The 20,832-nt window shown below is 69.1% G+C and carries 17 protein-coding genes and 1 pseudogene; 7 read left to right on the top strand and 11 right to left on the bottom strand.

Features of this window, described 5'->3' with window-relative positions; genetic code table 11:
* Nucleotides 1–50 precede the first annotated feature (50 nt).
* Nucleotides 51–3,005, bottom strand: coding sequence for a SpaA isopeptide-forming pilin-related protein (locus OG714_RS02360; protein WP_406118154.1), 2,955 nt, complete (start codon nucleotides 3,003–3,005; stop codon nucleotides 51–53).
* 540 nt (nucleotides 3,006–3,545) lie between these two features.
* On the bottom strand, nucleotides 3,546–4,844 hold the full coding sequence (locus OG714_RS02355; RefSeq protein ID WP_406131694.1) for an RICIN domain-containing protein: 1,299 nt from the start codon (nucleotides 4,842–4,844) through the stop codon (nucleotides 3,546–3,548).
* Between OG714_RS02355 and OG714_RS02350 the strand changes: the two genes are divergently transcribed.
* Nucleotides 4,804–5,025: a hypothetical protein gene (locus tag OG714_RS02350; protein WP_406118152.1), complete on the top strand. Its 222-nt coding sequence runs from the start codon at nucleotides 4,804–4,806 to the stop codon at nucleotides 5,023–5,025. The two genes, OG714_RS02355 and OG714_RS02350, sit on opposite strands and share 41 nt — an antisense overlap.
* Before the next feature lie 260 nt (nucleotides 5,026–5,285).
* Here OG714_RS02350 and OG714_RS02345 read toward each other — a convergent pair whose 3' ends face one another.
* Nucleotides 5,286–5,432 (bottom strand): hypothetical protein, encoded by a 147-nt coding sequence (locus OG714_RS02345; protein WP_406118151.1) that lies wholly within the window; start codon nucleotides 5,430–5,432, stop codon nucleotides 5,286–5,288.
* 184 nt (nucleotides 5,433–5,616) lie between these two features.
* Here OG714_RS02345 and OG714_RS02340 point away from each other — a divergent pair, with 184 nt between their 5' ends.
* Entirely contained in the window at nucleotides 5,617–5,769 is a 153-nt protein-coding gene (locus OG714_RS02340) for a hypothetical protein (RefSeq protein WP_406118150.1), read from the top strand.
* Nucleotides 5,770–6,200: 431 nt separating this feature from the next.
* The gene (locus OG714_RS02335) at nucleotides 6,201–6,413 is read left to right on the top strand and encodes a hypothetical protein (protein ID WP_406118149.1); all 213 of its coding nucleotides are present in this window, start codon (nucleotides 6,201–6,203) and stop codon (nucleotides 6,411–6,413) included.
* Nucleotides 6,414–6,492: 79 nt separating this feature from the next.
* On the opposite strand, the gene OG714_RS02330 is transcribed toward OG714_RS02335, so the two are convergent.
* Entirely contained in the window at nucleotides 6,493–7,107 is a 615-nt protein-coding gene (locus tag OG714_RS02330) for a DUF2867 domain-containing protein (RefSeq protein WP_406118147.1), read from the bottom strand.
* 748 nt (nucleotides 7,108–7,855) lie between these two features.
* On the opposite strand from OG714_RS02330, the gene OG714_RS02325 reads away from it, so the two are divergent.
* The gene (locus tag OG714_RS02325) at nucleotides 7,856–10,048 is read left to right on the top strand and encodes a ThiF family adenylyltransferase (RefSeq protein WP_406118146.1); all 2,193 of its coding nucleotides are present in this window, start codon (nucleotides 7,856–7,858) and stop codon (nucleotides 10,046–10,048) included.
* Nucleotides 10,045–11,052, top strand: a complete 1,008-nt coding sequence (locus tag OG714_RS02320; RefSeq protein WP_406118144.1) for a 3-oxoacyl-ACP synthase III family protein — start codon at nucleotides 10,045–10,047, stop codon at nucleotides 11,050–11,052. Before OG714_RS02325 ends, OG714_RS02320 begins: the two co-directional genes overlap by 4 nt.
* Before the next feature lie 338 nt (nucleotides 11,053–11,390).
* Here the strand turns inward: OG714_RS02320 and OG714_RS02315 are convergent, their stop codons facing one another.
* Nucleotides 11,391–12,002 (bottom strand): hypothetical protein, encoded by a 612-nt coding sequence (locus OG714_RS02315; protein WP_406118143.1) that lies wholly within the window; start codon nucleotides 12,000–12,002, stop codon nucleotides 11,391–11,393.
* 33 nt (nucleotides 12,003–12,035) lie between these two features.
* Nucleotides 12,036–12,779 carry an SDR family oxidoreductase gene (locus tag OG714_RS02310; RefSeq protein WP_406118142.1) on the bottom strand — a complete coding sequence of 248 codons (744 nt, stop codon included), beginning with the start codon at nucleotides 12,777–12,779 and terminating at the stop codon, nucleotides 12,036–12,038.
* A gap of 119 nt (nucleotides 12,780–12,898) precedes the next feature.
* On the opposite strand from OG714_RS02310, the gene OG714_RS02305 reads away from it, so the two are divergent.
* Nucleotides 12,899–13,825 (top strand): LysR family transcriptional regulator, encoded by a 927-nt coding sequence (locus OG714_RS02305; protein ID WP_406118140.1) that lies wholly within the window; start codon nucleotides 12,899–12,901, stop codon nucleotides 13,823–13,825.
* 549 nt (nucleotides 13,826–14,374) lie between these two features.
* Here the strand turns inward: OG714_RS02305 and OG714_RS02300 are convergent.
* From OG714_RS02300 to OG714_RS02290, 3 genes are all read right to left on the bottom strand, one after another.
* Nucleotides 14,375–15,319, bottom strand: coding sequence for a fumarylacetoacetate hydrolase family protein (locus tag OG714_RS02300; RefSeq protein ID WP_406118139.1), 945 nt, complete (start codon nucleotides 15,317–15,319; stop codon nucleotides 14,375–14,377).
* Nucleotides 15,316–16,917: an MFS transporter gene (locus tag OG714_RS02295; protein WP_406118138.1), complete on the bottom strand. Its 1,602-nt coding sequence runs from the start codon at nucleotides 16,915–16,917 to the stop codon at nucleotides 15,316–15,318. Before OG714_RS02295 ends, OG714_RS02300 begins: the two co-directional genes overlap by 4 nt.
* A 128-nt stretch (nucleotides 16,918–17,045) precedes the next feature.
* Nucleotides 17,046–17,900 (bottom strand): MBL fold metallo-hydrolase, encoded by an 855-nt coding sequence (locus OG714_RS02290; RefSeq protein WP_406118136.1) that lies wholly within the window; start codon nucleotides 17,898–17,900, stop codon nucleotides 17,046–17,048.
* A gap of 221 nt (nucleotides 17,901–18,121) precedes the next feature.
* Between OG714_RS02290 and OG714_RS02285 the strand changes: the two genes are divergently transcribed.
* The gene (locus tag OG714_RS02285) at nucleotides 18,122–18,760 is read left to right on the top strand and encodes a TetR/AcrR family transcriptional regulator (protein ID WP_406118135.1); all 639 of its coding nucleotides are present in this window, start codon (nucleotides 18,122–18,124) and stop codon (nucleotides 18,758–18,760) included.
* 352 nt (nucleotides 18,761–19,112) lie between these two features.
* Here the strand turns inward: OG714_RS02285 and OG714_RS02280 are convergent.
* Together OG714_RS02280 and OG714_RS02275 are read right to left on the bottom strand one after the other, a co-directional pair.
* Nucleotides 19,113–19,726 (bottom strand): annotated as a pseudogene (locus OG714_RS02280) (TetR/AcrR family transcriptional regulator).
* Nucleotides 19,723–20,220 (bottom strand): hypothetical protein, encoded by a 498-nt coding sequence (locus OG714_RS02275; RefSeq protein ID WP_406118134.1) that lies wholly within the window; start codon nucleotides 20,218–20,220, stop codon nucleotides 19,723–19,725. Before OG714_RS02275 ends, OG714_RS02280 begins: the two are co-directional and overlap by 4 nt.
* Nucleotides 20,221–20,832: the final 612 nt, after the last annotated feature.

Here is a 20,832-nt window from a genome sequence, read left to right as displayed (position 1 = left end):
GGCGTCACCCTTGCGGGTGTGCGCCGCTCACTTCGGGGGGGGGTGACCCGTCAGCACTTGCCCTTGCACGGCTCGCCGCGCTTGTTGTGAAGGGTGACGACGAGTCCGTCTCCCATGTCCGCGTTGCCTGCGGTGAGGTCGTACGGTCCGGAGACCCGGTTGGCCGGCAGGGCGTAGCCCTCGGGGACGGCGGCCTCGCGCAAGTAGTACCTGCCGGCCGGCAGCTGCCGGTAGGCGCAGCGGCCCCGCTCGTCCGTGGCGCAGCCGGAGTCCTGGAGGGTGTCCCGGTGGGTGCCGGACGTCTGGAGTCCCGTGGTGCCGTTGGACTCCCGCCACAGTTCGAACACCGCGCCTTCGAGCGGACGGTCGGTCTTGGCGTCCTTCTTCAGCAGGGTGAGCCTGAGGTCGGGCCGGTTGGTGAGGGTGACGACCTTGCCGTCGCCCTCGACCGCGTTGTCGGCGGTGAGGGAGTACGGGCCGACGACCGGGTTGCCGGGCAGGACGTAGCCGCCGGGGACCGCGGTCTCGCGCAGGTAGTAGGCGCCGAGCGGCAGATCGCGGAAGACGCAGTGGCCGTCCGCCCCCGTCGTGCACGTACCGCCCGCCTTGGTGTCCGGATCGGTGCCCGAGATCTGCAGTCCGTCCGTGCCGTTGGTCTCCCGCCACAGCTCGAAGGACGCGCCCGCGAGCGGCTTCCCGGTCACCTTGTCCTTCTTGACGACCGTGAGATGGCCCCGCTGCCGGGCGCTGACGCCAGCGTCGATGCCGTGGTTGACGTAACCGGGGTCGCCGACGCTCACGCCGGTGCGGCCCTCGTCGTCCACGTCGGAGTCGGTGAGCCGGTCGTCACCGGCCCTCCGGGTCGTCCAGCGCAGCTCGTCCAGGGAGGGGGAGCCGGGCAGTGCGGAGGGGTCGACGCCGCTGTAGTCGAAGACGATGTCGTACGCGGTGTTCGGTTTGAGGCCCTGGGCGGTGCCGACGTAGTACTCGCCGTTCTCGTCCGTCGTGACGGTGATCGGCTCACCTCCGCCCTTCGGCGTCAGCGTCACCTTCACGCCGGCGATCGGCGGTTCGGAGGGGTCCTGGACGCCGTCGCGGTCCGTGTCGAACCACACCCGGTTGCCGATCTGTACGGGCGCCTGATCGCAGATGATCTCCAGGTCCGCGAGCCCGTTGCCCTTGCCGAACAGGTCGGAGCCCGCGGCGAAGGTCGACTCGATGGTCAGTCCGCCCTCGATGGAGCCGTTCTCCGAGTTCCAGCGACGCACGCCCTGCTCGTAGGCGCTGTTCGTGTACGGGTCGAAGACCGTGCTCCACAGCTTCTTGCGGTACGGCTGGAGAACCAGTCCGCCCCCGGCGATCTGGTCGTGGTGGGCGTCGGACAGGACGGTGAGGTCGTCGTAGAACTCGCCGCCGCCGGGGCCGAGCTTGTTGCCCGGCAGATTCCCGGTGAGCGAACCGCAGCTGCCGTTCGACTCCAGGGTGTAGCCCGTCCCCGAGGCACACGCGCGCAGGACGTCACCGGCGGCGATGGCGCTGACGAGCGTGGTGCCGCCGTAGTCGTACGTGCCCTGTCCCTGCATGTCGGCGAACCGGTCGCGGAAGCCGAGGACCAGGTCGCCGTTGTCGGAGATCTCCAGGTTGGTCAGCATCGGCTGGGGCGCGGCCACGAACCGGTGCGTCTCAGGGGCGGGGACCCGTTGGTTCCACGCCTCCCAGTCCGCGCTCATCACCTCGCCGACCCGGGTGGCGTCGGCGCAGCGGTAGGCGGAGGCCGGCGCTCCGAGGAAACGGTAGGCGCAGCCGCGCTCGTAGGCGAGGCCGGTGGAGAACAGTTCGGTGAAGCCACCACTCCCGAACTCGTACACGTGGGCGCTGAGTTGGGTGGGATCGCCGTGCGGAGCCGTGGAGCTGACGGTGGACTCGGCACCGCACACTCCGCCGACGAGGACCCGCTTGCTGCGCACTCCGATGCCGTACGGGTGCCAGTCGCCCACGCAGGACGACGGCTTCGGCACGGCGTACGACGACACCGTGCCCGGGGTGACGCCGTCGCCGCTGCCCTGGAGGGGCACGGTGTACAGCTTGCCGTCGCCGAGGTTGACGGCGTACAGGGTCTTGCCGTCCCCGGAGACGTCCACGTCGCCGACGCCCTCCCGGCCGACGCGGCCGTAGACCACGTCGTCGTGGAGGTAGTTGCCGGTGCTGTCGTGGGCGGTGAGGGTGCCGGGCAGGGTGAGGAACGTGGAGACGGCCTTGCTGGTGCCGTTGTAGCGGTAGATCGCCGGGACGGCGCCGGCCGGCCCGTAGGCGGTGTGCCGCTTGACCAGAGTGCCCGTGTACACGTTGCCGGTGCGGTCGGTGCCGATGCCGAACACCGCCTGCTGCGCGGTGTTGCCGGTCAGCTGGGTGACGTCGCCGCCGGGGTGTGTGTCGGAGAAGTCCCCGGCGAAGGTGACCAGCCCCTTGCGGCCGGTGGCGTCTCCCTTGGCGAGCGAGCACGTGACGAGGGTCGGGTTCTCCTGGCAGTACAGGCCCGGATCCCAGAAGCCGGTCGTGTACGTGACGTTCGTGCCGCCCGAGACGTCCACGAACCCGGTGTTGCTGCGGATGACGTCCGCACCGCTGCCAAGGCCCGCGACGGCGGGGGAGTAGGTGGCGGAGTCGGGGTCGGCCACGTCGATGCGGTACTTGCCGCCGGTCAGCGCGGAGGACGCCGGTGCGAAGGTGACGGTGCCGTCGGCTCCGGTCGTCGCTGTCTGCGTGTGGCCCGAGTCGTCCCGGAGGGCGACCTTCACCCCGGCCATCCCGGGCTCCAGGACGCTGTCGTACGCGCCGTTCGCGTTCACCTCGGTCACCACCCGCACGGTGACCGTGCCGTCCCCGGTTCCCTTCGACCGCGCGGACACCGGCCCGTATCCCTGTGCCGTCGGCGCCGTCGCCGCGCACAGGGCCAGCGTCAGCCCGGCGGCCAGTCGCCGGGCACCTGGTCTTTCTCTCAGCATGCGGTTCCTCGTCTCGTGGAGCGGACTCCTGAGTTATGTATAGGAACGGCAATGATCATTAAATCGGGCTTTTGGGGTGAATAGTTAATTTCGTGTCACGATCGGCGCCACTCCGACGCCGGAATGCGAGGGACGGCTCGTGAACGCGAGGCGCCGGCTCGGGCGGAACCGTCTTCGGCGAATGGACGAGGTCGTTCATGCCGAGAGGCGCTCCGGGCTGCCCACGAGGCGGCCACGTTCGAACGGGACCGAGGCGCGAACAAGGACGACGAGATGGGGCGTGTTCTCGGATCGCCGGGTGTCCTCGGCCCCCCGGTGCGCAGCCGGCTGATCGACTCGCTGTGCGCGACCGTCCAGGACCGTGCGGCACTGTTCTTCGCCGAACACGGTGGCAGGTGCATCACATGTGCCCACCCTTCGGATGACGCACATCGGTCCACCGACGGTCTCCAAGGATTCAGCACCCGTGCCGCTGCGGGCGCCTATCGGATGAGAGGCGCCCGCTGACGAAGACGGCCGGCCTGCCACGGGGCTCGCCCGTCAGCCGACTGGTTTGAATGTCCACATCAGGTTGGTGCTCTGCGTCCACGTCCACTGCTTGGCCCCGGACCTTGCGGGGACCATGCCGCCGCCGTCGAGGACCAGTCCCGTGCCGCGGTTGGCGATCGAGTACTGGCCGTTGCCGCGGTCGGTGATCTGCCACTGCTGGTTGACGCCGCCGTTCCAGGTGCCCTGCCGGGCCGGGTCGCCGTTGTCGGTGGCGCCCCACCCGTCGGCGGCCAGGCCGTTGGTGCGATTGACGAGCCTGTAGTAGCCGTTTCCGAGATCGATCGCCTGCCACTGGACATTGGCGTTGTCCACCGGCTCCCACTGCTTCAGGTTCGAGCCGCTGCTGAAGCTGCCGCCGCTGTCCAGCACCAGGCCGCTCGTCGCGTTGCCGAGGCGGAAGTACGTGGCCGGGTTGCACGTCACCTTCAGCGAGGCGATGGCGTCATTGTTACCGGTCGTCCGAAGGTCGGCGGCGTTCGAGGCGAACGTCCAGGCGGTGCCGGTGAAGTTCTCGCCGGAGTAGCCCGTCACCTGGTAGCCGTTGGGCACCAGGATGGAGGAGGCCTGGGCGGGCCCCAGACCGGCGGCGGACAGCTGGGCGGAGGTGTAGCTGCCCAGCGGCAGAGCGGCGCGGGTGCCTTGGTAGCCGACATTCTGGAACACCGTCGGCGAGACCCTCGTGGGCATTCCCTGCACCTCGACGCACACCACGGAGAGGTCGGCGTTCGGCGCGGTGGCCGGCACGCTGACGTTGATCTGGTCGGTGACGGTGTACGAGAGCGAGACCGAGGGGTTGTTCATCAGATAGACGCGGCTGATCGTGTTGTCGATCGCCGGGATCTGCAGCCGGCCGTTCGTGGGCCAGGTGAAGACATGGGCGAAGAGCTTTCCGCCTTTCTTGGTGACCCGGCCCCATACAGGGTCGCTGAAGAACGGACTGCCGCTGGTGCCGTGAACGCTGTCGCTGTACGTCGCCATCCATGAGGCCAGGCCGTTCAGGACGGTCTGGGAACCGGCGGTGACCGAGCCATCGCCCTTGGGGCCGATGTTCAGCAGGAGGTTGCCGTCCCGGGACACCACCGTGACGAGCTCCTGGAGGACATCCTTCACGGATCTGTAGGTGGTCTCCTTCGACGCGTTGTACCCCCAGGCGTCGTTCACGGAGGCGCACCGCTCCCACTGCCGGCCCATCGGCTCGGCGGGCACCCCGAACTCCGCGACGTCGTAGTCGGCGAGACGGTGGTCCCGCTTGAACGACGAGCAGGCGCTTCTTCGGCTCCAGGAGGAGATCGACGGGTGTCGGACGGCATGGAGGAACGAAACCTACGTGCCGAAGCGTGCGGCGTTGATCCTCGCCGAACTCCACCCGGCCATCGAGGCTTGCGCCTGGCTGTACGACGGAGACGTGCGTCAACGGGTCCAGGAGGCAGGGCTGTTGGTGTCAGAGGCAGTGGTCGAAGCCCTGGACTGAATGCCTCCCTCGCGCCGCAGCGTCCCTTCCTGCAGGCCCAGCGCGAAGAGACGCGAGCCGGTAGTCCGGCGGTCGATGAGGTCGCGCCCGGCCCGTCGAACTGCCCTGACATCAGTCGATCAAGTTCAGTGCCAGCTCTCCGACGTACCGGCGTACCGGGTGCATTCGAAGTCGACGTGGCTAGTTGGTAGTTGGCCCTGGGGCCGGGCACGTGCTGCGTGCCCGGCCCCAGGGCCTGCGGGTTCTGTGTGGCGGGTGTGTCAGGTGTAGTAGCCGCTGGAGTCGATGACGAGGTCGGTGGTGCCGGTGCTGTCGTTGTAGAGGGTGATGGATCCGCTGGTGTCGGTGGGGGTGAGGGTGAGGTTGGCGAGGGTGTCGCCGGCGGTGGGGCCGGTGATGGTGACCATGGCGGCGATGGTGGAGGTGGTTGCTGTGGTGACGTGCTGGGTGGTGGTGCTGGTGAGGGTGTAGGTGCTGTTGGCGGCGACGGGGCTGGTGGATCCGCCGATGGCGCTGCGGGTGTCGACCAGGCGGGTGGGGTTGATGGTGTGGAATTTCTGGCCGGTGGTGCTGGTGGTGTAGTAGCCGGAGATGTCGGCGAGGACGGCGGTGGCGCTGGCGTGGACGGAGATGGTGATGGTTCCCGAGGTGCCGATGGGGACGTCGCCGGAGAGTGAGGCGATGGCGTTGCCGCTGTTGAAGCTGAGGCTGGTGGCGGCGGTGGGTGCGTATCCGGTGGCGTAGGTCTGGAGGTAGCCGGTACCGGTGGCGTCGGCGGCGGCGAGATTGATGGCGACGGCGGTGGCGGTGCTGGGGATGCCGTTCTGGCGGGTGATCTGCAGGGTGAAGGTCTTTCGGCGGCCACGGTGCCGGTGGCGGTGAGGCTGGTGTGGGCGATGCTGGAGCGGGTGTCCAGGGCGCGGACCGCGCTGGTGAGCGGTGTGTAGGTCTGGTCGCCGGTGACGGTGGCGTCGCTGGTGAAGTAGCCGGTGACGTCCACGATCAGGGCGGCGGTGCCGCCGGTGGTGTTGACGTGGGTGTAGAGGTCGATCTTGCCGACGGGGACGATCTGGTAACCGGTGGCGGTGGTGGACGCGGTGAAGTTCGTGGATGAGGTCTTGGGTTGCTGGGTGCCGTCGGCGTAGGTGGTGACGTAGCCGCCGTCGGTCTGTGCGGTGGCGGTCACGTCGACGGCGACCGCGGTGACCGAGGCCGGGATCGTGGTGGGTGCGCCCGTGACGGGTGTGGTGACGCTGTCGCCCGCGATCTTCAGATGGGTGACGGAGTCGGTCGCGATGGTGCTGGTGCCGGCGGTGACGCCGCTGCTGGTGCGGGTGTCGAGGATGCGGGTGGGGGTGACGGCCTGGTGGTATCCGGCGGGCGTGTAGGGCTGGGCGGGGGGTATGACGGCGCCGGTCCAGGTCTGGACGCGGGCGAGTTCGCCGGTGGTGTCGACGCTCGCCGCGACTACGGTCGAAGACCGACGTTCGCGGTGGGTGGAAGCTGGCGGTCCCGCCAGGCTCGCTGCCACAGCCGGGTGATCGCGGGGTAGACGATCAGGTAGCGGAACGGTGCGATGAGAGCCATGTACACCCGTCCGAACCGGCCGTTGGGCTTGACCAGGATCGCCATCCGCAGTTCGTATTCGCCGTCTCCGGTCGGCACCCACCCCAGGTGCATGACGGCGTGGCAGGTCTTGTTCGCCAGTTCGCGGACGGACTCGTTGTGGAGCAGGTACACGGGGGTGAACGGGGCGTCGCTGGTGTCGGAGACGTCGACGGTCTTACGGAGATCGCCTGGCAGGCGGTCATACAGCGGTTGAACACGCGTCCCGAGGCTCGTCTTGGGCTTGTCCCAACCGAGGAGGGCACCTAGCTTCGAGCGCGCCACGAACAGGAACCGGACTGCACGGGGCGGCTTGGCGAATCCGCCGGCTGTCTGCATCGCGGCGAGTATGACGGGAAAGTCGTCCGGTCCGGCACCGGGGGTGCGGAAGGACCACACGTCCTCGGTCCGAAAGTCGCCGGTGAACTCGTGGATCCGCCACGGCTGGTCGGAATGGGCCCTGCGGGGAATTTTCATGGCCGCTGCCAATCTCTCCTGGGCCGGACGTCGTCCGCCACTCCCGTTACACGCGTGCGTATACGACGAAGCTAGCCCACTGCTGGATCTACTCGTCGTATAGGTTGTTCAGATCAGGCTGCCGCACGGCTTAGCGTTGTTTTTTCGGCGAGAACTACTGAGATCCTGGGTTCCGGACTCCCGAATTCCGTCTTTGCTGGTCAGTGCGCTATCTGCTCAAGTAGACAGTCGACTGCTCACCTACTGCTGAGATACGGGCTCGATTGCTGAAGTAGATCGGCCCCCTACAACAGCCACTATGACCATCCGTGCCCGTTTCATGCGGGTCAGCGGACCCCTGCCCCGCCCCGGGTGGGTATCTCGGTTGGCGCGGCCTGTCTTCGTCACGCCGCCGCCGAGAAGCTCACGACACCCTCGGCAGTCTTCGTCGCTGGCCGGCCAGTACACGCCCGTCAGCCGGGTGAAGATCACCCGCGTCGCGTCGTCATCCCGCCCCTTCACGCCGCGCTCAACGACCCGCACCAGCACCAGCACCGCTCCGGGCCACCATCGTGATCGCGTCGTCACCACGCCGTGAGCCCAGCACCATCCTGCATCGGAAAGCCAAGATCGAATGTCTGCCCTTGCGGCGCGCAACCGATCAAGGGGGCGGTCGTTGTGATCCCGGGGCGCTGGATGCGACCTGCCGGAATGCTGCCGGGCGATGTGCGTGAGTCGAAGAGGGTTGCTGGTCATGAAGAGTGTTCCGATGGCTGAGGGCGTGCCGTGGCATGTGTCCGCGTTCCGCCTGGGGGGAGCGGGGTCGGCTGAGGCGGAGCTGGTCGGCAGGGTTCGGGAGCTGCGGGCGAGGATCCTGTTCGACCGTGGTCGTCGTCCCGATTTCCGGACGTCCGGCGGCGGGTACGCCGATGAGCAGGACCTGGACTTCGGTGCCTGGCACTTCATCGGGAGGCGGGAGGCGGGCGGCCCGCCGCTGGGGTATGTGAGGTTGTCGACGCCTGAGACGGGCGAGCTGTTCCAGACACGGGCCTACCTGGGTGCGGAGCGCTTCGAGGAGTGCCTGCGGGAGCACGGCCTCGGCACGGCGGAAACGTTTGAGCACAGCCGTCTGGTGGTGGAGCACCAGGCGCGCAAGCTGGGTCTGGGGATCCATCTGAACGCCTTCGCCATCGCGGCCGCGCGCTGCCTGGGCGCCAAGGCGATGATCGGGACTTCGGGTACCGCCGACGGGCAGGACCGGTTCCACGAGCGGTTCGGCTTCCGTCCGGTAGCGGGCACGCGCCGCTACGTCGAGCGGTACACCGAGGACGTGGTGATCATGCTGTATCGATCCGCCCTCCCCGCGGGTGAGTACGCCGGGCTGGTCGAGTGCCTGGAGGACGCCTTCCCGGCCGCCGTCGTCCCTGCGGAGCAGGCCGGACTCGACCGTGGCCTCGGGGCGGACCGGCCGCAGCGGGAAGGAGTCCGTCCGCCGGCAGTTGCGCTCAGGGCCGCGGCCAGGCGTGGTGACGCCGCGGCCCGTGAGGGCTGGCGGCCCGTGCTCTTCGACCTGGCGCGCGAGCAAGACCGGCTCGGTGTGCAGGACCTGCTCGATTCGGGTGAGGTGCGCGAGGTCATGGACACCATCGATGACCAGCTGGAAGAACTGGTCACCAGCCGTGAGCCCCGGTTGCGTTCCTCGCCGCAGTCAGTGGAGCGGGCCGTGGCCGAGCAGCTGGACGGGGCCGCCCGGGACGAGTACGGAACATGGGCCTGGTACCCGTGGTCGGGACGGCTGGTGCATCTGCTGCCGCGCGAGGAGTTCCGGCTGGTGCGCACCGACCGCAACCGTGGGCGGATCGACCGCGCCCAGCAGCGCCGGCTGCTGGGGTGCCGGGTGGGCATCATCGGCCTCTCGGTCGGCAGCAGTGCCGCCCTGACCTTCGCGATGGAGGGCATCGGAGGATCGTTCAAGCTCGCCGACTTCGATTCCCTCAGCGTCTCCAACCTGAACCGGCTGCGGGCCGGCGTGCACCATCTCGGCCTGAACAAGTGCGTGCTCGCGGCCCGTCAGATGCTGGAACTCGACCCCTGGCTGGACATCGAGATCTACCAGGGCGGCCTGACGGACGACACGATGGAAGAGTTCTTCTCCGGCGGTGCGGGTCCCATCGACCTCCTCGTCGAGGAGTGCGACACCCCGTACGTGAAACTCGCCGCCCGTGAGCGGGCCCGGGCGCTCGGCGTCCCCGTCGTCATGGACGCGAACGACCGGGGCCTCCTCGACGTCGAGCGGTTCGACCTCGAACCCGACCGGCCCCTCCTGCACGGGCTGCTCGGCGAGACCACCTCCGCCGATCTGGCAGACCCCACCCACCAGGAGATGGTCGACGTCATCCTCACCATGGTCGACCGGGAACGCATCAGCCCGGAACTGACCGCCTCCATCCCCCAGATCGGCACCACGCTCAGCAGCTGGCCGCAGCTCGCCTCGGGCGTTGCGCTCGGCGGGGCACTGACCGCCGAGGCCGGCCGCCGCATCCTGCTGGGCCAGCCCCGCCCGTCCGGACGCTTCTACACCGACCTGGAAATCCTCACCGCCGCCGACCGCAACACGCTCGCACCACCCGCCACCGGGCAACCACCGGCCCTCGTCGCGGAGGCAACGTCCTCCCGGCCCCGAGCAAGGAACTCCCACATGACCACAGCCACCGACATTCTGACCCGGGTGACCGCCCTCGTCGCAGCCGTCGCCGAGCTCCCGGCCGACGAACTCGCGCCGCAGAGCCGACTCGTCGAGGACCTCGACCTGGACTCGCTCCAGGTCGTGGAGATCGCGGTCCGCGCCGAGGAACTGTTCCAGACACCCGTCGACGACTCACTGCTCGCCGGGCCGGAGACCACCGTGGCGGGGTGCGCCGCTGTGGTGGAGGAGGCGATCGCCCAGGCGGTCCGCCCATGAGCGGCCAGGCATCGGCGCCTGCCGCGTGGGGCATTCACGGGCTGGGCGTGCACATCCCGGACCGCTGCGTCCCCAACGCGGAGATCGCCGAACAGTACGGGGTGGAGCCCGCGTGGATCGAGCGCATGACCGGCATCACCCAGCGCCGCTGTGCGAAGCCCGAGCAGGCCACGTCCGACCTCGCGCTGGCAGCCGCCGAGCAGGCACTCGGCGATGCCCGGCTGACCGCCCGGGACATCGACGTCATCCTGCTGGCCACGAGTACACCCGACCAGCTCGCGGTCGCCACGGCCTGCCGGGTGCAGCACAAGCTCGGCGCGGACCGGGCCTGGGCCACCGATATCGGCGGAGCATGCGCCGGATTCCTCTACGCCCTGAAGCTGGCCCGCGACGTCCTGGCGGCATCCTGCCCCGGGGGCCGCGCGCTGGTCATCGGGGCTGAGATGTTCTCCAAGTTCCAGAACCCCGGCGACCGCTCCACCGGGGTGTTGTTCGCCGACGGCGCGGGCGCGGTCGTCGTAGGTCCCACACCCGCGGGAGAGGGAATCCTGTGCAGCGCGCAGGGATCGGACGGGGGACTGGCCGACATCGTCGGGATCCGCGCCGGAGGGAGCGCCCGCCCGGCCAGTGAGCTCACCGTCGCTGAAGGCGGGCACTACCTGCACATGAACGGGAAAGCCGTCGCGGCCTACTTCCACGAGGTCTTCCCGCAGATCATCGAGAGGCTCACCCGGCTGTCCGGCCTGAACCTGGACCAGATCGACCTGGTCATCCCGCATCAGGCCAACGCGCGCATGCTGCGCACCCTGAGCGCCGAACTGGGCATCTCCACGTCCCAACTCGTGGTCACCGCCGACACGTTCGGCAACACCGGGGCGGCCTCGATCCCCATGGCCATGCACGCCGCACGGTCCCAGGGAAGGCTCAAGCCGCAGAGCACCGTCCTGCACGCCGCCGTCGGCGCAGGAATGAGCTGGGCGGGCTCCGTGCAGCGCTGGCGGTGACCCCGCACTGCCAGCGAGGAGGATCCCGAGCGTCCGGCACCGTGACCAGGGGCGTCCGCCAGCCAGTTCGTCGGCGCACCGTACGCCCCGCCCACAGCCGTGGCACGGTGCAGACCTCCGGCCCGCCGCTACCCCCCCGTAGCGGCGGGCCGGAGCCGCGCTCAGCTGCGCTGTCCTGTCCCGAGCCGAGGATCTGTACGTATCCGTCGGCCCTCTGGAGGGCGAAGGTCTGGGGGAGCGGGCGGTGAGCCGGGGGTCGATGGTGGGGATCGCCTTGGCTCGCTGGAGGACACCCCGGCGGGTGCATGCTCGCCTCTCCGAACCACCAGAGGGGGAAGTTACAGCGGCACGGCGCCGCGGGCTACAAATGGGCGGAGTTCCGAGTCGACGAAACTGCTGGGTCGCCATCCCTTGGACAACTTGTCGAGAAGAGTGCCGTCCACCGTGTCGTAGAGGGCCAGGGTTCCTGTAGCCGCGATATCTACCGCAGGTGAGATCTCCAGGCCCAGGCAGCGAGCAATCATGATGGTGGCTTCTCCCATTGCTGGGAGAAGCCACCTCAGTGTCTTGGTGTGCTCATTCTTGAAGAAATTTCGCTTCAGTGTTTCGGCGTAATATTCGCGGATCAGATCCGCGTCGGGCTGTTGGTCACGCAGCCACTGACGGAAGGGCTTAACCTTTCCAAGTAGGTCAAGAAACTCGAAAAGGTCGGAGGCGCCAGAATTGATGACTCCGCGCAGGTCAGCTACCCCGCTGACTATATTTTCCTGAAAGCTCCTGATCGACTGATCTCGGCTCTCGCTGCCGGCCGTCAAGTCGGCGCATTTGGCCCGCATGAGCCTTGCTCCGAGTGCGTCTTGAGCAACTGATGACTCGAAAGTCGCGCCCAAGTGGAGGTCCTCGCGCAATTCAAGAAAGAAGGACAATAGATGTGCGGCTGTGAGCTGCATATCTGACGCGCTTTTTGCGGTATAGGCGCCGGCTCAGGCGAGGCGTCCGCCGCCGTCGACGTGCAGCACGGTGCCGGTGACGTAGGGGTTGGTGAGCGTGAACAGCACCGCTTGGACGACATCGTCGGGGGTGCCGACGCGGCGGGCGGGGTTGCTCTCGGCGGTCCGGCGCAGGAACGCCTCCTTGCCGTCGCCCATGGCGTCCCAGGCTCCGGAGTCGACGATGCCGGGGGAGACGGCGTTCACCCGTAGCGGGGCGAGTTCCACTGCCAGGGCTTCGACGAGGAAGGCCAGCGCGCCGTTCGTGGTGGCCATCACCACCCGGCCCGGTGCGGGTCGCCACGCCGCCACACCGGAGAAGAAGGTGAACGAGCCGCCCTCACGCACCTGACCGGCCAGGTGCTTGGCGAGCAGCAGCGGGCCGATCACCTTGGCGGCGAACGCCCGCTGCACCGCTACGAGTTCGAGTTCGGCGACCGGCCCGTTGGCCGGCATCGCCGCCGTCGAGACCAGGTGGTCGAAGGTGCCGGCCTCGGTCGCGAACGCGGCGATCGAGGCCTCGTCCGCGAGATCGAGCGCCAGCACCCTGGCTGCTCCGGGCAATGCGTCGGCCGTCACTTTCAGCTTGCCGGTGTCCGGGCCCGCAAGGATCAGCTCGGCCCCGGCGGCCGACGCCCGCGCGGCCAGGATCCGGCCCATCCGGGAGCCGGCGCCGAGGACGACGATGCGCCGGCCTTCGAGAGCCGGGGAAACGGAGCGGGGAGGGGAGGCAGACATGGAGGCACCTCTTCACTCACGCCGCACGCCGGTGCGTACGGCTGTGTCATGTCGACCTTGCGCCACGCCTCATCGATACGTCCAAGACATACTTTCTACCTCTGGCATAACCTGTGTGTATGGCAACGCTGAGGCAACTGGAATACCTGGTGACCGTCGTGGACACCGGGTCCTTCACCCGCGCCGCCGAGCTGCTGCATGTCTCCCAGCCAGCCCTCTCCCACCAGGTCCGCGCCCTGGAACGGGACAGCGGAGGCCCCCTCCTGGAACGCCTCCCGCGCTCGGTCCGGCTGACCCCGATGGGCCGAGCGATGCTGCCTCACGCCCGCGCCGCCCTCGCCGACGCGGGCCGGGCCCGCTCCGCGGCCCGTCGTGCGGCCGGGCTGGAAGCCGGCGAGCTCCAGCTCGCAGCCGTGTACTCGGTCACCCTCGGCGTCCTCCCGCCGGTCCTGAACGTCTGGCACAAGACCCACCCGCACATCCAGGTACGCCTGCTGGAGCACCGGCACGCCGCGGAACTCCACGACACGATGACCGCCGGACACGCCGACCTCGCGGTCGGTCCACGACCGCCGAGCTGGGACGGTCTCCTGCGCGAGTTGGGCACCGAGGAGTTCGTCGTGGTCGTCTCCGCCGACGACCCGGCCGCCGAGCAGGGCGCCACCCACGTACGGCTCAAGACCCTCGCCGACCGCAGTTGGGTGCACTACGCCACAGGAAACGGACTCGCCGAGATCCTCGACCGGACCTGCGCCGCCGCGGGATTTCGCCCGCATACAGCGGTACGCACCGAACAGACCGCCGCCGCACCCCTGCTCGCCGCCGCCGGCCTCGGCCCCGCGCTGGTCCCCGCCAACGTCGTCCCGCCCCACTTCGCCGGCCGTCTGCTCCGCCCCGACCCGCCCGTACGCCGCACCCTGACCGCCTACACCCGGCCCCATCCGGACCCACTGACCACCGCGTTCCTCGACACACTCGCCGAGCATGCGCGCGTCATGCCTCCACACGTCCACGACCAGTTGGTCCCTTGCCCGCCAGCAGGATGACGGCTGGCAGAGAAGGCCCTCCGGGCCGGTGCCTCATGCGCGACGGAGCCCGGATCCGCGCACGACACGCGCGGCCTCTGCGTGTGCGTGGAGGTGAACCGGCTGGCGAAAAGCCCAGTTGGCGGGGAAGAGGAATCCGCTGTGTGGGGGGCTCTATCCCCTTCGCTGAACTGCGCGGACGCGGCTGCTTCTGTGCTGAGCATCCAACTCATCGATCCCCAGGGGGCATTGAGGGCCACAGGGACAGAAACACATCGACAAGCACCACGCAGGACTGACACCGATCAGTACATCTGACCTGCGAAACGTCAAAGGTGAGCGTTGATCGGCAAGGGTCGTCACGATCCCTGGCGGACTCATGAGTGGCCGTCACCCGCCCTCGGGTGCCGTATGACGGAGGCGCCCGCGGCTGCCTGGGGAGCCGCCCCCTGGCGGGGCGGCGGGTCGGCCTCCGCTTACGCGGTCGAGGGGCTCAGGTCCAGGCAGGCGCCGGGATCGGTGGTCCCGTAGAGAGCCGTCGCTCCGGCCCGCCCCCACGAGTACGGGGGGTTATCCCCTGCGGCGGGCAGATGGCAGACGGATTGGGGCGACGCCCTCGACGACGGTGTTGCTGATGGCGCCGATGCCCTCGACCGCCATGGTGACGATGTCGCCGGGGGCCAGCGGTGGGGGTTCGAGGAGGCCGTTGCGGCCCCAGAGTTCGGCCAGGCAGCCGCCGTTGCCGCAGGTGCCGGAGCCCAGGACGTCGCCGGGGTGGATCCAGGTGCCGCGGGAGGCGTACGCCGCCATCTCCTCGAAGGTCCAGGCCATGTTGGTGAGTCGGTCCTGGCCGACGGTCTCGCCGTTGACCTGGACGGTCAGTCCGAGGTCGAGGAGGCCTTCCGGGTTGCGGTGGGGTTCGAGTTCGTCGGCGGTGACGAGCCAGGGGCCGAGGGTGGTTGCAGTGTCCTTGGCCTTGGCCGGGCCGAGTTTGACCTTCATCTCGCGGCCCTGGAGGTCGCGGGCGGACCAGTCGTTGAGGATCGTGTAGCCGAGGATGTGTTCGCGTGCCTGCTCGGGGGTCAGGTCCCGGCCGGCCTTGCCGATGACGGCGGCCACTTCGAGTTCGAAGTCGAAGCGTGCGCAACCCGGCGGTACCGGCACGTCGTCGTGGGCGCCGATCATCGAGTACGGGTTGGTGAAGTAGAACGCGGGGGCTTCGTACCACTCGTCGGGGACGGTGTCGCCGTATCCCTTGGCGATGCCCGCGACATGGCTCTCGAAGGTCATGTAGTCGCGTACGGTCGGCGGTTGCAGCGGTGGCAGCAGCCGTACGTCGGCCAGGGGCAGCGGCAGGGAGCCGGTCAGGGCGCGTTCGCCCGTCCCGCGCAGGGACTGCTCGCCCTCCATGACCAGATCCAGCAGTTCGACGGGGTGTTCGAACGGGTGGACCTGGTCGCCGGCGACAACTCCCGGCTGCCGTTTCCCGTCGTGCACGAAGGTCGCGAACTTCATGCCGGGCTCCCCTCAGCCTCGGCCGACAGTGTGCCCTTGCGCCCGAAGCCGACGAAGACGGCGGCGATCACGGCGGCGGAGATACAGGCGACGGCGGTGAGGATCAGTCCGTTGTTGTAGCCGTGGGCAAGTGCGTCCGTGGTGTACGGGGCGAGCTTGGCGCTGAGCGGACCGAGGTCGGCGCTGTGCAGGGCGAGCGGGCCGCCCTCGTGCAGGACGGCGGAGGCGATGCCGTGTTCCTTGGGGGTCAGGCCCGCGTTGGCGAGGCTGCCGGTGAGTTCACGCGTGGCCATGCCGAGGGCGACGGCGCCGACGATGGCGGGGCCGAGGGTCTGGCCGAGGTCGCGGACCAGGCTGGTGGTGGCGCCCGCCATGCCGATCAGCGCGGGCGGTACGACGTTGACGGCGGCGGCGGTGAGGGCGGCGACGACCAGGCCGAAGCCGACACCGTTGAGCACCAGCGGCCCGAGCAGGGGGATCAGGCCGCTTTCGTGGATCGGCACCGCGCGCAGCCACAGTTGGGCGCCGGCCAGGGAGACGAACCCGGTGACGAGCATGGGGCCGGGGCCCACCCGGTGCAGCAGCCGGACCAGCAGCGGCCAGATGAGCGGAGTGACGCCCTGGATGACCAGGAAGGGCACCGCGGCCTGGAAGGGGCCCTGGTGCTGGATGACCCCGAGGCGGATGCTCAGGTCGTACGCGCCGCCGAGGAAGCCGAACATGCCGATCACCGCCATCGCGGCCGACGCGGCGAAGGCCGGGATACGGAACAGCTCCAGACGCAGCATCGGGGCCGCACTACGGCTCTCCACCAGCACGAACGCGACGATGAACACGGCGAAGGCGACGAAGGACGCGACGACGGGCACCGAGCTCCAGCCGTCGGAGGGGCCCTGGATGATGCCGTACAGCAGGGCGAGCATGGCCACGGCGATGGCGATCTGGCCCGGCCAGTCGAGCGAGCGGCCCTCGGGGGCGCTGGACTCGGTGGCCAGCAGCCAGGCACCCACCGCGGTGATCACGGCGAGCACGCCGGTCACGCCGAACGCCCACTGGAAGGAGGCGTGTTCGACGATCCCGCCGGACATCAGCGGAGCGAGGAAGGCGCCGAGCGACAGGGCCGTGGTCCAGGAGGCCAGCCCCTTGGCCCGTGCGGCCGGGGTGGTCGTGATCGCGGTGATCATGGACAAGGAGGCGGGGAAGAGCGCGGCGGCTCCGATGCCGGAGATCGCCTGCCCGGTGATCAACTGGGCTGCCGAGTGGGAGGTGGCGGACACCAGGTAGCCGACGGCGGACACCAGTGCCGCGCCCACCACCAGTTTCTTACGGCCGTACAGGTCGCCCACGACGCCGAAGGTCAGCGCGAGGACGGCGGCGGGCACCAGGAAGGCGTCACTGATCCAGGTCAGTTCTCCGCCGGACGCATGGAGGGTGCGCTGCATGACGCCGTTGATCGCGGCGGGCAGGACCAGTCCGATCTGGGCCAGGCAGACGGCCAGACAGGCGGCGATGATCGTGCCGGTGTGGCGTGCCGTGGCGGCCGGTGGGGTTTCGGACGACGGGGCGGCGGGTGGGTCGTAGGCAGGGGTGGAGACCATGTCTCCTCCTTGGAAGGTTGGCGGGACGTACGGCCCGGGGGGACGGCGGGGAGCTGGGCGCATCGGGAGGGGCGGTGCGCCGTCGGTGGAGGGTGGGGCCTCGTCAGGCGGGGGCGGGCGGGGCGTCGTCAGACGCGGGGGCAGAGCTCGGCCATGCAGCCGAACAGCCCGGGGCCGTCGAGTGGGGGCAGCGCGGGGTCGAGCTCCCGGTAGACGGTGTGCACGTTGACGGCGAGGCGTTCACTCTCGTGCAGGTAGGCGAAGCGGCCGAGGCGGATGTCGCGGGCCGCGTCCATGACCGGCATGCCGGCGGTGAAGCGGGCGGTGGCCTGCTCGTGGACGTGTTCGAGGTAGTCGCGGATCTCGCGGACGGTCTGCTTGGTGGTGACAGGGCCGTGGCCGGGTACGACGATGTCCGCGTCGAGGCCGAGCAGCAGGTCGCAGGCGGCGAGCCAGTGGGCGAAGGGGCCGTGCCAGACGACCGGCGCCGCCCCGGCGAAGACGATGTCGCCGGTGTAGACCGTCCGGGCCTGCGGCACGTGCACGATCGTGTCCCCGGCGCTGTGCGCGGGGCCCACGTCGATGAGGCGGACCTCGGTGCCGCCGATGTCCAGGACGGTCTCGCCGTCGAAGATCCGGTTCGGCAGGGCGGGTTCGATGCCGGTGTAGTCGAAGCGGCCGAAGATCCGTCGCGCGAAGTGTCCGGCGGGGCTGTCCATACCGGTCAGTGCCAGCATCTCGGCCGGACCCACCTGCCGCATGTCGGCCACGGACCCGCGGGCCGCGATGATCTCGGCGTGGGCCACGAGCTGGTTGCCGAACCAGTGGTCGCCGTTGCCGTGGGTGTTGACCACGGTGGCGATCGGAGCGGTGGCGGTCAGAGGCGTCAGCGCGTCGAGCATGGTCCTGGTCAGCCGCAGGTCGTAGAGGGTGTCGACGAGCAGTGACTCGCCCCGGCCGGTGATCAGCCCGGCGTTGCTCATGCCCCATCCGACAGTGTCCGCGATCCAGGCGTAACAGCCGTGTCCGAGCTCGACACAGCCTGTTCGGGATGCCACGGAAGCCACGTTGCCTCCTGTTTCGCCCCGCATCAAATAGCGAGACCTGAGTACATTGTTGGACTTGAGTCCATCAATGGAGGACAATCTAAGAAGGTCGTGTGGTGGCGTCAATACCCGTGCAGCCCTGTGCTGTACTGGAGGCCATGAAGATCCCGGAGGCAGGAGTCGAAGTCGTGCCCGCAGCGCCGCCCGTCGGACGCCGGGAACGCAAGCGACAGCAGGTGCGCGATCAGCTCTACGCCGCGGCACTGCACTTGTTCGTCACCCAGGGGTACGAGGCGACGACCATGGACCAGATCGCCGAAACCGCCGACGTCGCCCGGGCCACCGTCTTCAACTACTTCTCACAGAAGGTCGGGTTCCTCGAGGAATGGGGAGCCCGCCGCCGCGGGCGCGTCAACGAGATCCTCGGCTCCCAGTGCGCCGAGGACCTGCCGGTCGGAGACCGGCTGCGCCGTTACCTGAAGGAGATGGCCGACCTCAACGTCGCCTCCCGCGCCGAGACCACCGTCCTGATGGACGCCTCCGCGAGGTATGGCAGCCTCCTTCAGGATCCGTCCCTGGAGATCGAACTCGCCAGGATCGTCGAACAGGGTCAGCAGCGCAGGGAGATCAGGGCGGACGTCGGCTGCGACCAGGCCGGACAACTGCTGGCCGCCTGCTACTTCACGACAATCCTGCGCTGGATCCGAGAAGAACCAGCCCCGTTCGACCTCCACGAGCGACTCACGGGGGCGCTCGACATCATCCTGCCGGGTCTCCTCGTCGGCGAAGTGGCCTGACGCGGCACGTCACCTTCGTCCAGCCGCTCACGCAGAGGCGACCCCACCCTTCAGCCGCCCTACGCCCTGGGCCTACTGGTGGGCCGCTGGGGCACTGCCTTCTTCGCCCCTGGCCACCATCACGGGCGGCGGGAGAGGCCGAGGCGGCGGGCTGTATCACCCTCGGCCACCGCGCCGACCTGACGGCTCTGACCCTGGATCCGGTTGAGACGCCGGCGGACGAACTGGCGGAGGCGCCGGTGCGGTTGACCGTCACCGGGGGTATGTGGTGCACCGGGGCATTGAAGGCGCGGCCGGTTGACGGCCGGGTGGCCCGGAGCCGGACCAGCGAGGCAGCCACCTGGCTGTCTTCTCACCCCTCCACGACGGCTGGGAGCGCGAGCGACTCGTCCAGGAACTCTCGTACGTATGCCATGACTTGCTCGCGGCCCGTGCCGCGCAGGCCGATGGCCGCGGGGATGGAGAAGCCGTCCAGGAGGGCGCGCAGCCGGGCGGTGAAGCGGTCGGGTCGACTGGGCGGAACTCGCTGTGCGAGATGCCCTCGGCGAGCAGCGCGACGAGGTCGTGGTGCCAGGCGCCCTCGATGGCGGCTTGGCGCTCGCGGGCGTCCGCGTCGGCGGCGGCGCTCTTCGAGCGGTTCCAGACCTCCAGCGGTCCTGTGCGGGTCACGATGGCCGTCGGGGACGTACAGGCCAACGTACGCGTCGAGCCGTTCGCGGGCTGACGACGCCCGTACGAGCAGCCGCCCGCGCTCGGTGCCGAGCCGCCCCTCGCTCCACTCCAGGGTGCGCAGCGGTAACTCGTCCTTGGAGTGGAAGTAGTGGAGGAGATGGCCGCTGCTCATACCGGCCTCAAGACCGGTGCTGCCATGGTGAGCTTCTCCAGACCGCGCTCGGCGATCATCTCCATGGCCGTGGCGAGTAGGTCCTCGCGGGGCGGTGCGGTGTTGCGACGATGGGTGCTCATGGGGCGGACTCCACACGGACGGCGTCCGGGACGAGCCGGGTCTCGTAGCCGCTCGAGCAGTCGGAGGCCGTGATGGCGACCTCGGCTCCGCACGAGCAGACGCGATTGACTCCGTAGTGCGCACTGAGGCCACAGCAACCACTGATGCGCGAGGTGTCGGGGTGAAAGCCGAGGTCGACGACGTCGAGCGGGTGCAGGACGTACGTGCCGCACGGCCCGGCGGAGACAAGGAAGCCCCGTTCGTCGGACATCCACATCCCGCCTGGCACGATTCCGTCGTACGCGTCCTCGTCCTCGTCCGCGCACGGTTCGAACGGCGCCCCGAACGGCAGCGGATCGACCACGTAGACGCCGCGCGGCACGCTCGCTGGGCCGTGTCGTCGTCCCTCCGCGTCGGGCCTGCCGTCCCAGCCGGGGTATTCGGGCATCTCGTCGATGCGCCGGACGGGCTCGGTCAGACGGAGCCCGCAAGCGGCGCAGCACAGTACGTTCACTCGTATGTTCTACCTGACCTTCGTGGCTCTCAGGCCTTCGGCTACTGCGTGACAGGACGGTCGCCAAAGGCCGGGACAGCGTGACCTTCACCGACGTGGCAGCCCGGTCTCTGGCCCTCAGTCGCAGGCGGTGTTGTGGGTTGTGGACGTGACCGGTCTGTCTGAGGCTGGTTCCGGTGGACGGGATCGCATCTTGACGTCAGGGAGGATGCTCCAGCCCGGTGCCTGGGATGGAGCATCAGCGCGTCGGTAAGGGACTCTGTCGCGCGAAGGGTTCCAGCCACTCGGCTGAACTGGGCGGACGCGGCTGCTGCTGTGGTGAGCGTCCAACTCATCGACTCCCAGGGGCCATTGAGGGGCCACAAGGATAGGAGCAGGCCGACGAGCACTGCACAGGGCTGACACTGATCAGCATGCCTGACCTGGAAGAACGGCGTGAATCGGCAAAGGCCGCCAAGATCCTCAAAGGACTCATGATCCGTCGGCCGTGGGTTCGAGTCCCACCCGCCCCACCATCTCCATGGACGCAACCCGGCCCCCACAACCTGACTTCAGCAAGGTCCCCACCCATAACCGCACCAACAAACGAGCTGGCCAGCAGTCACGGCAAGC

It is taken from the genome of Streptomyces sp. NBC_00989 (genome assembly GCF_045162655.1).
Classification (GTDB): domain Bacteria; phylum Actinomycetota; class Actinomycetes; order Streptomycetales; family Streptomycetaceae; genus Streptomyces.
The sequence above is the reverse complement of the archived record's forward strand: the minus strand, read 5'-3'. Positions and strand labels throughout refer to the sequence as shown.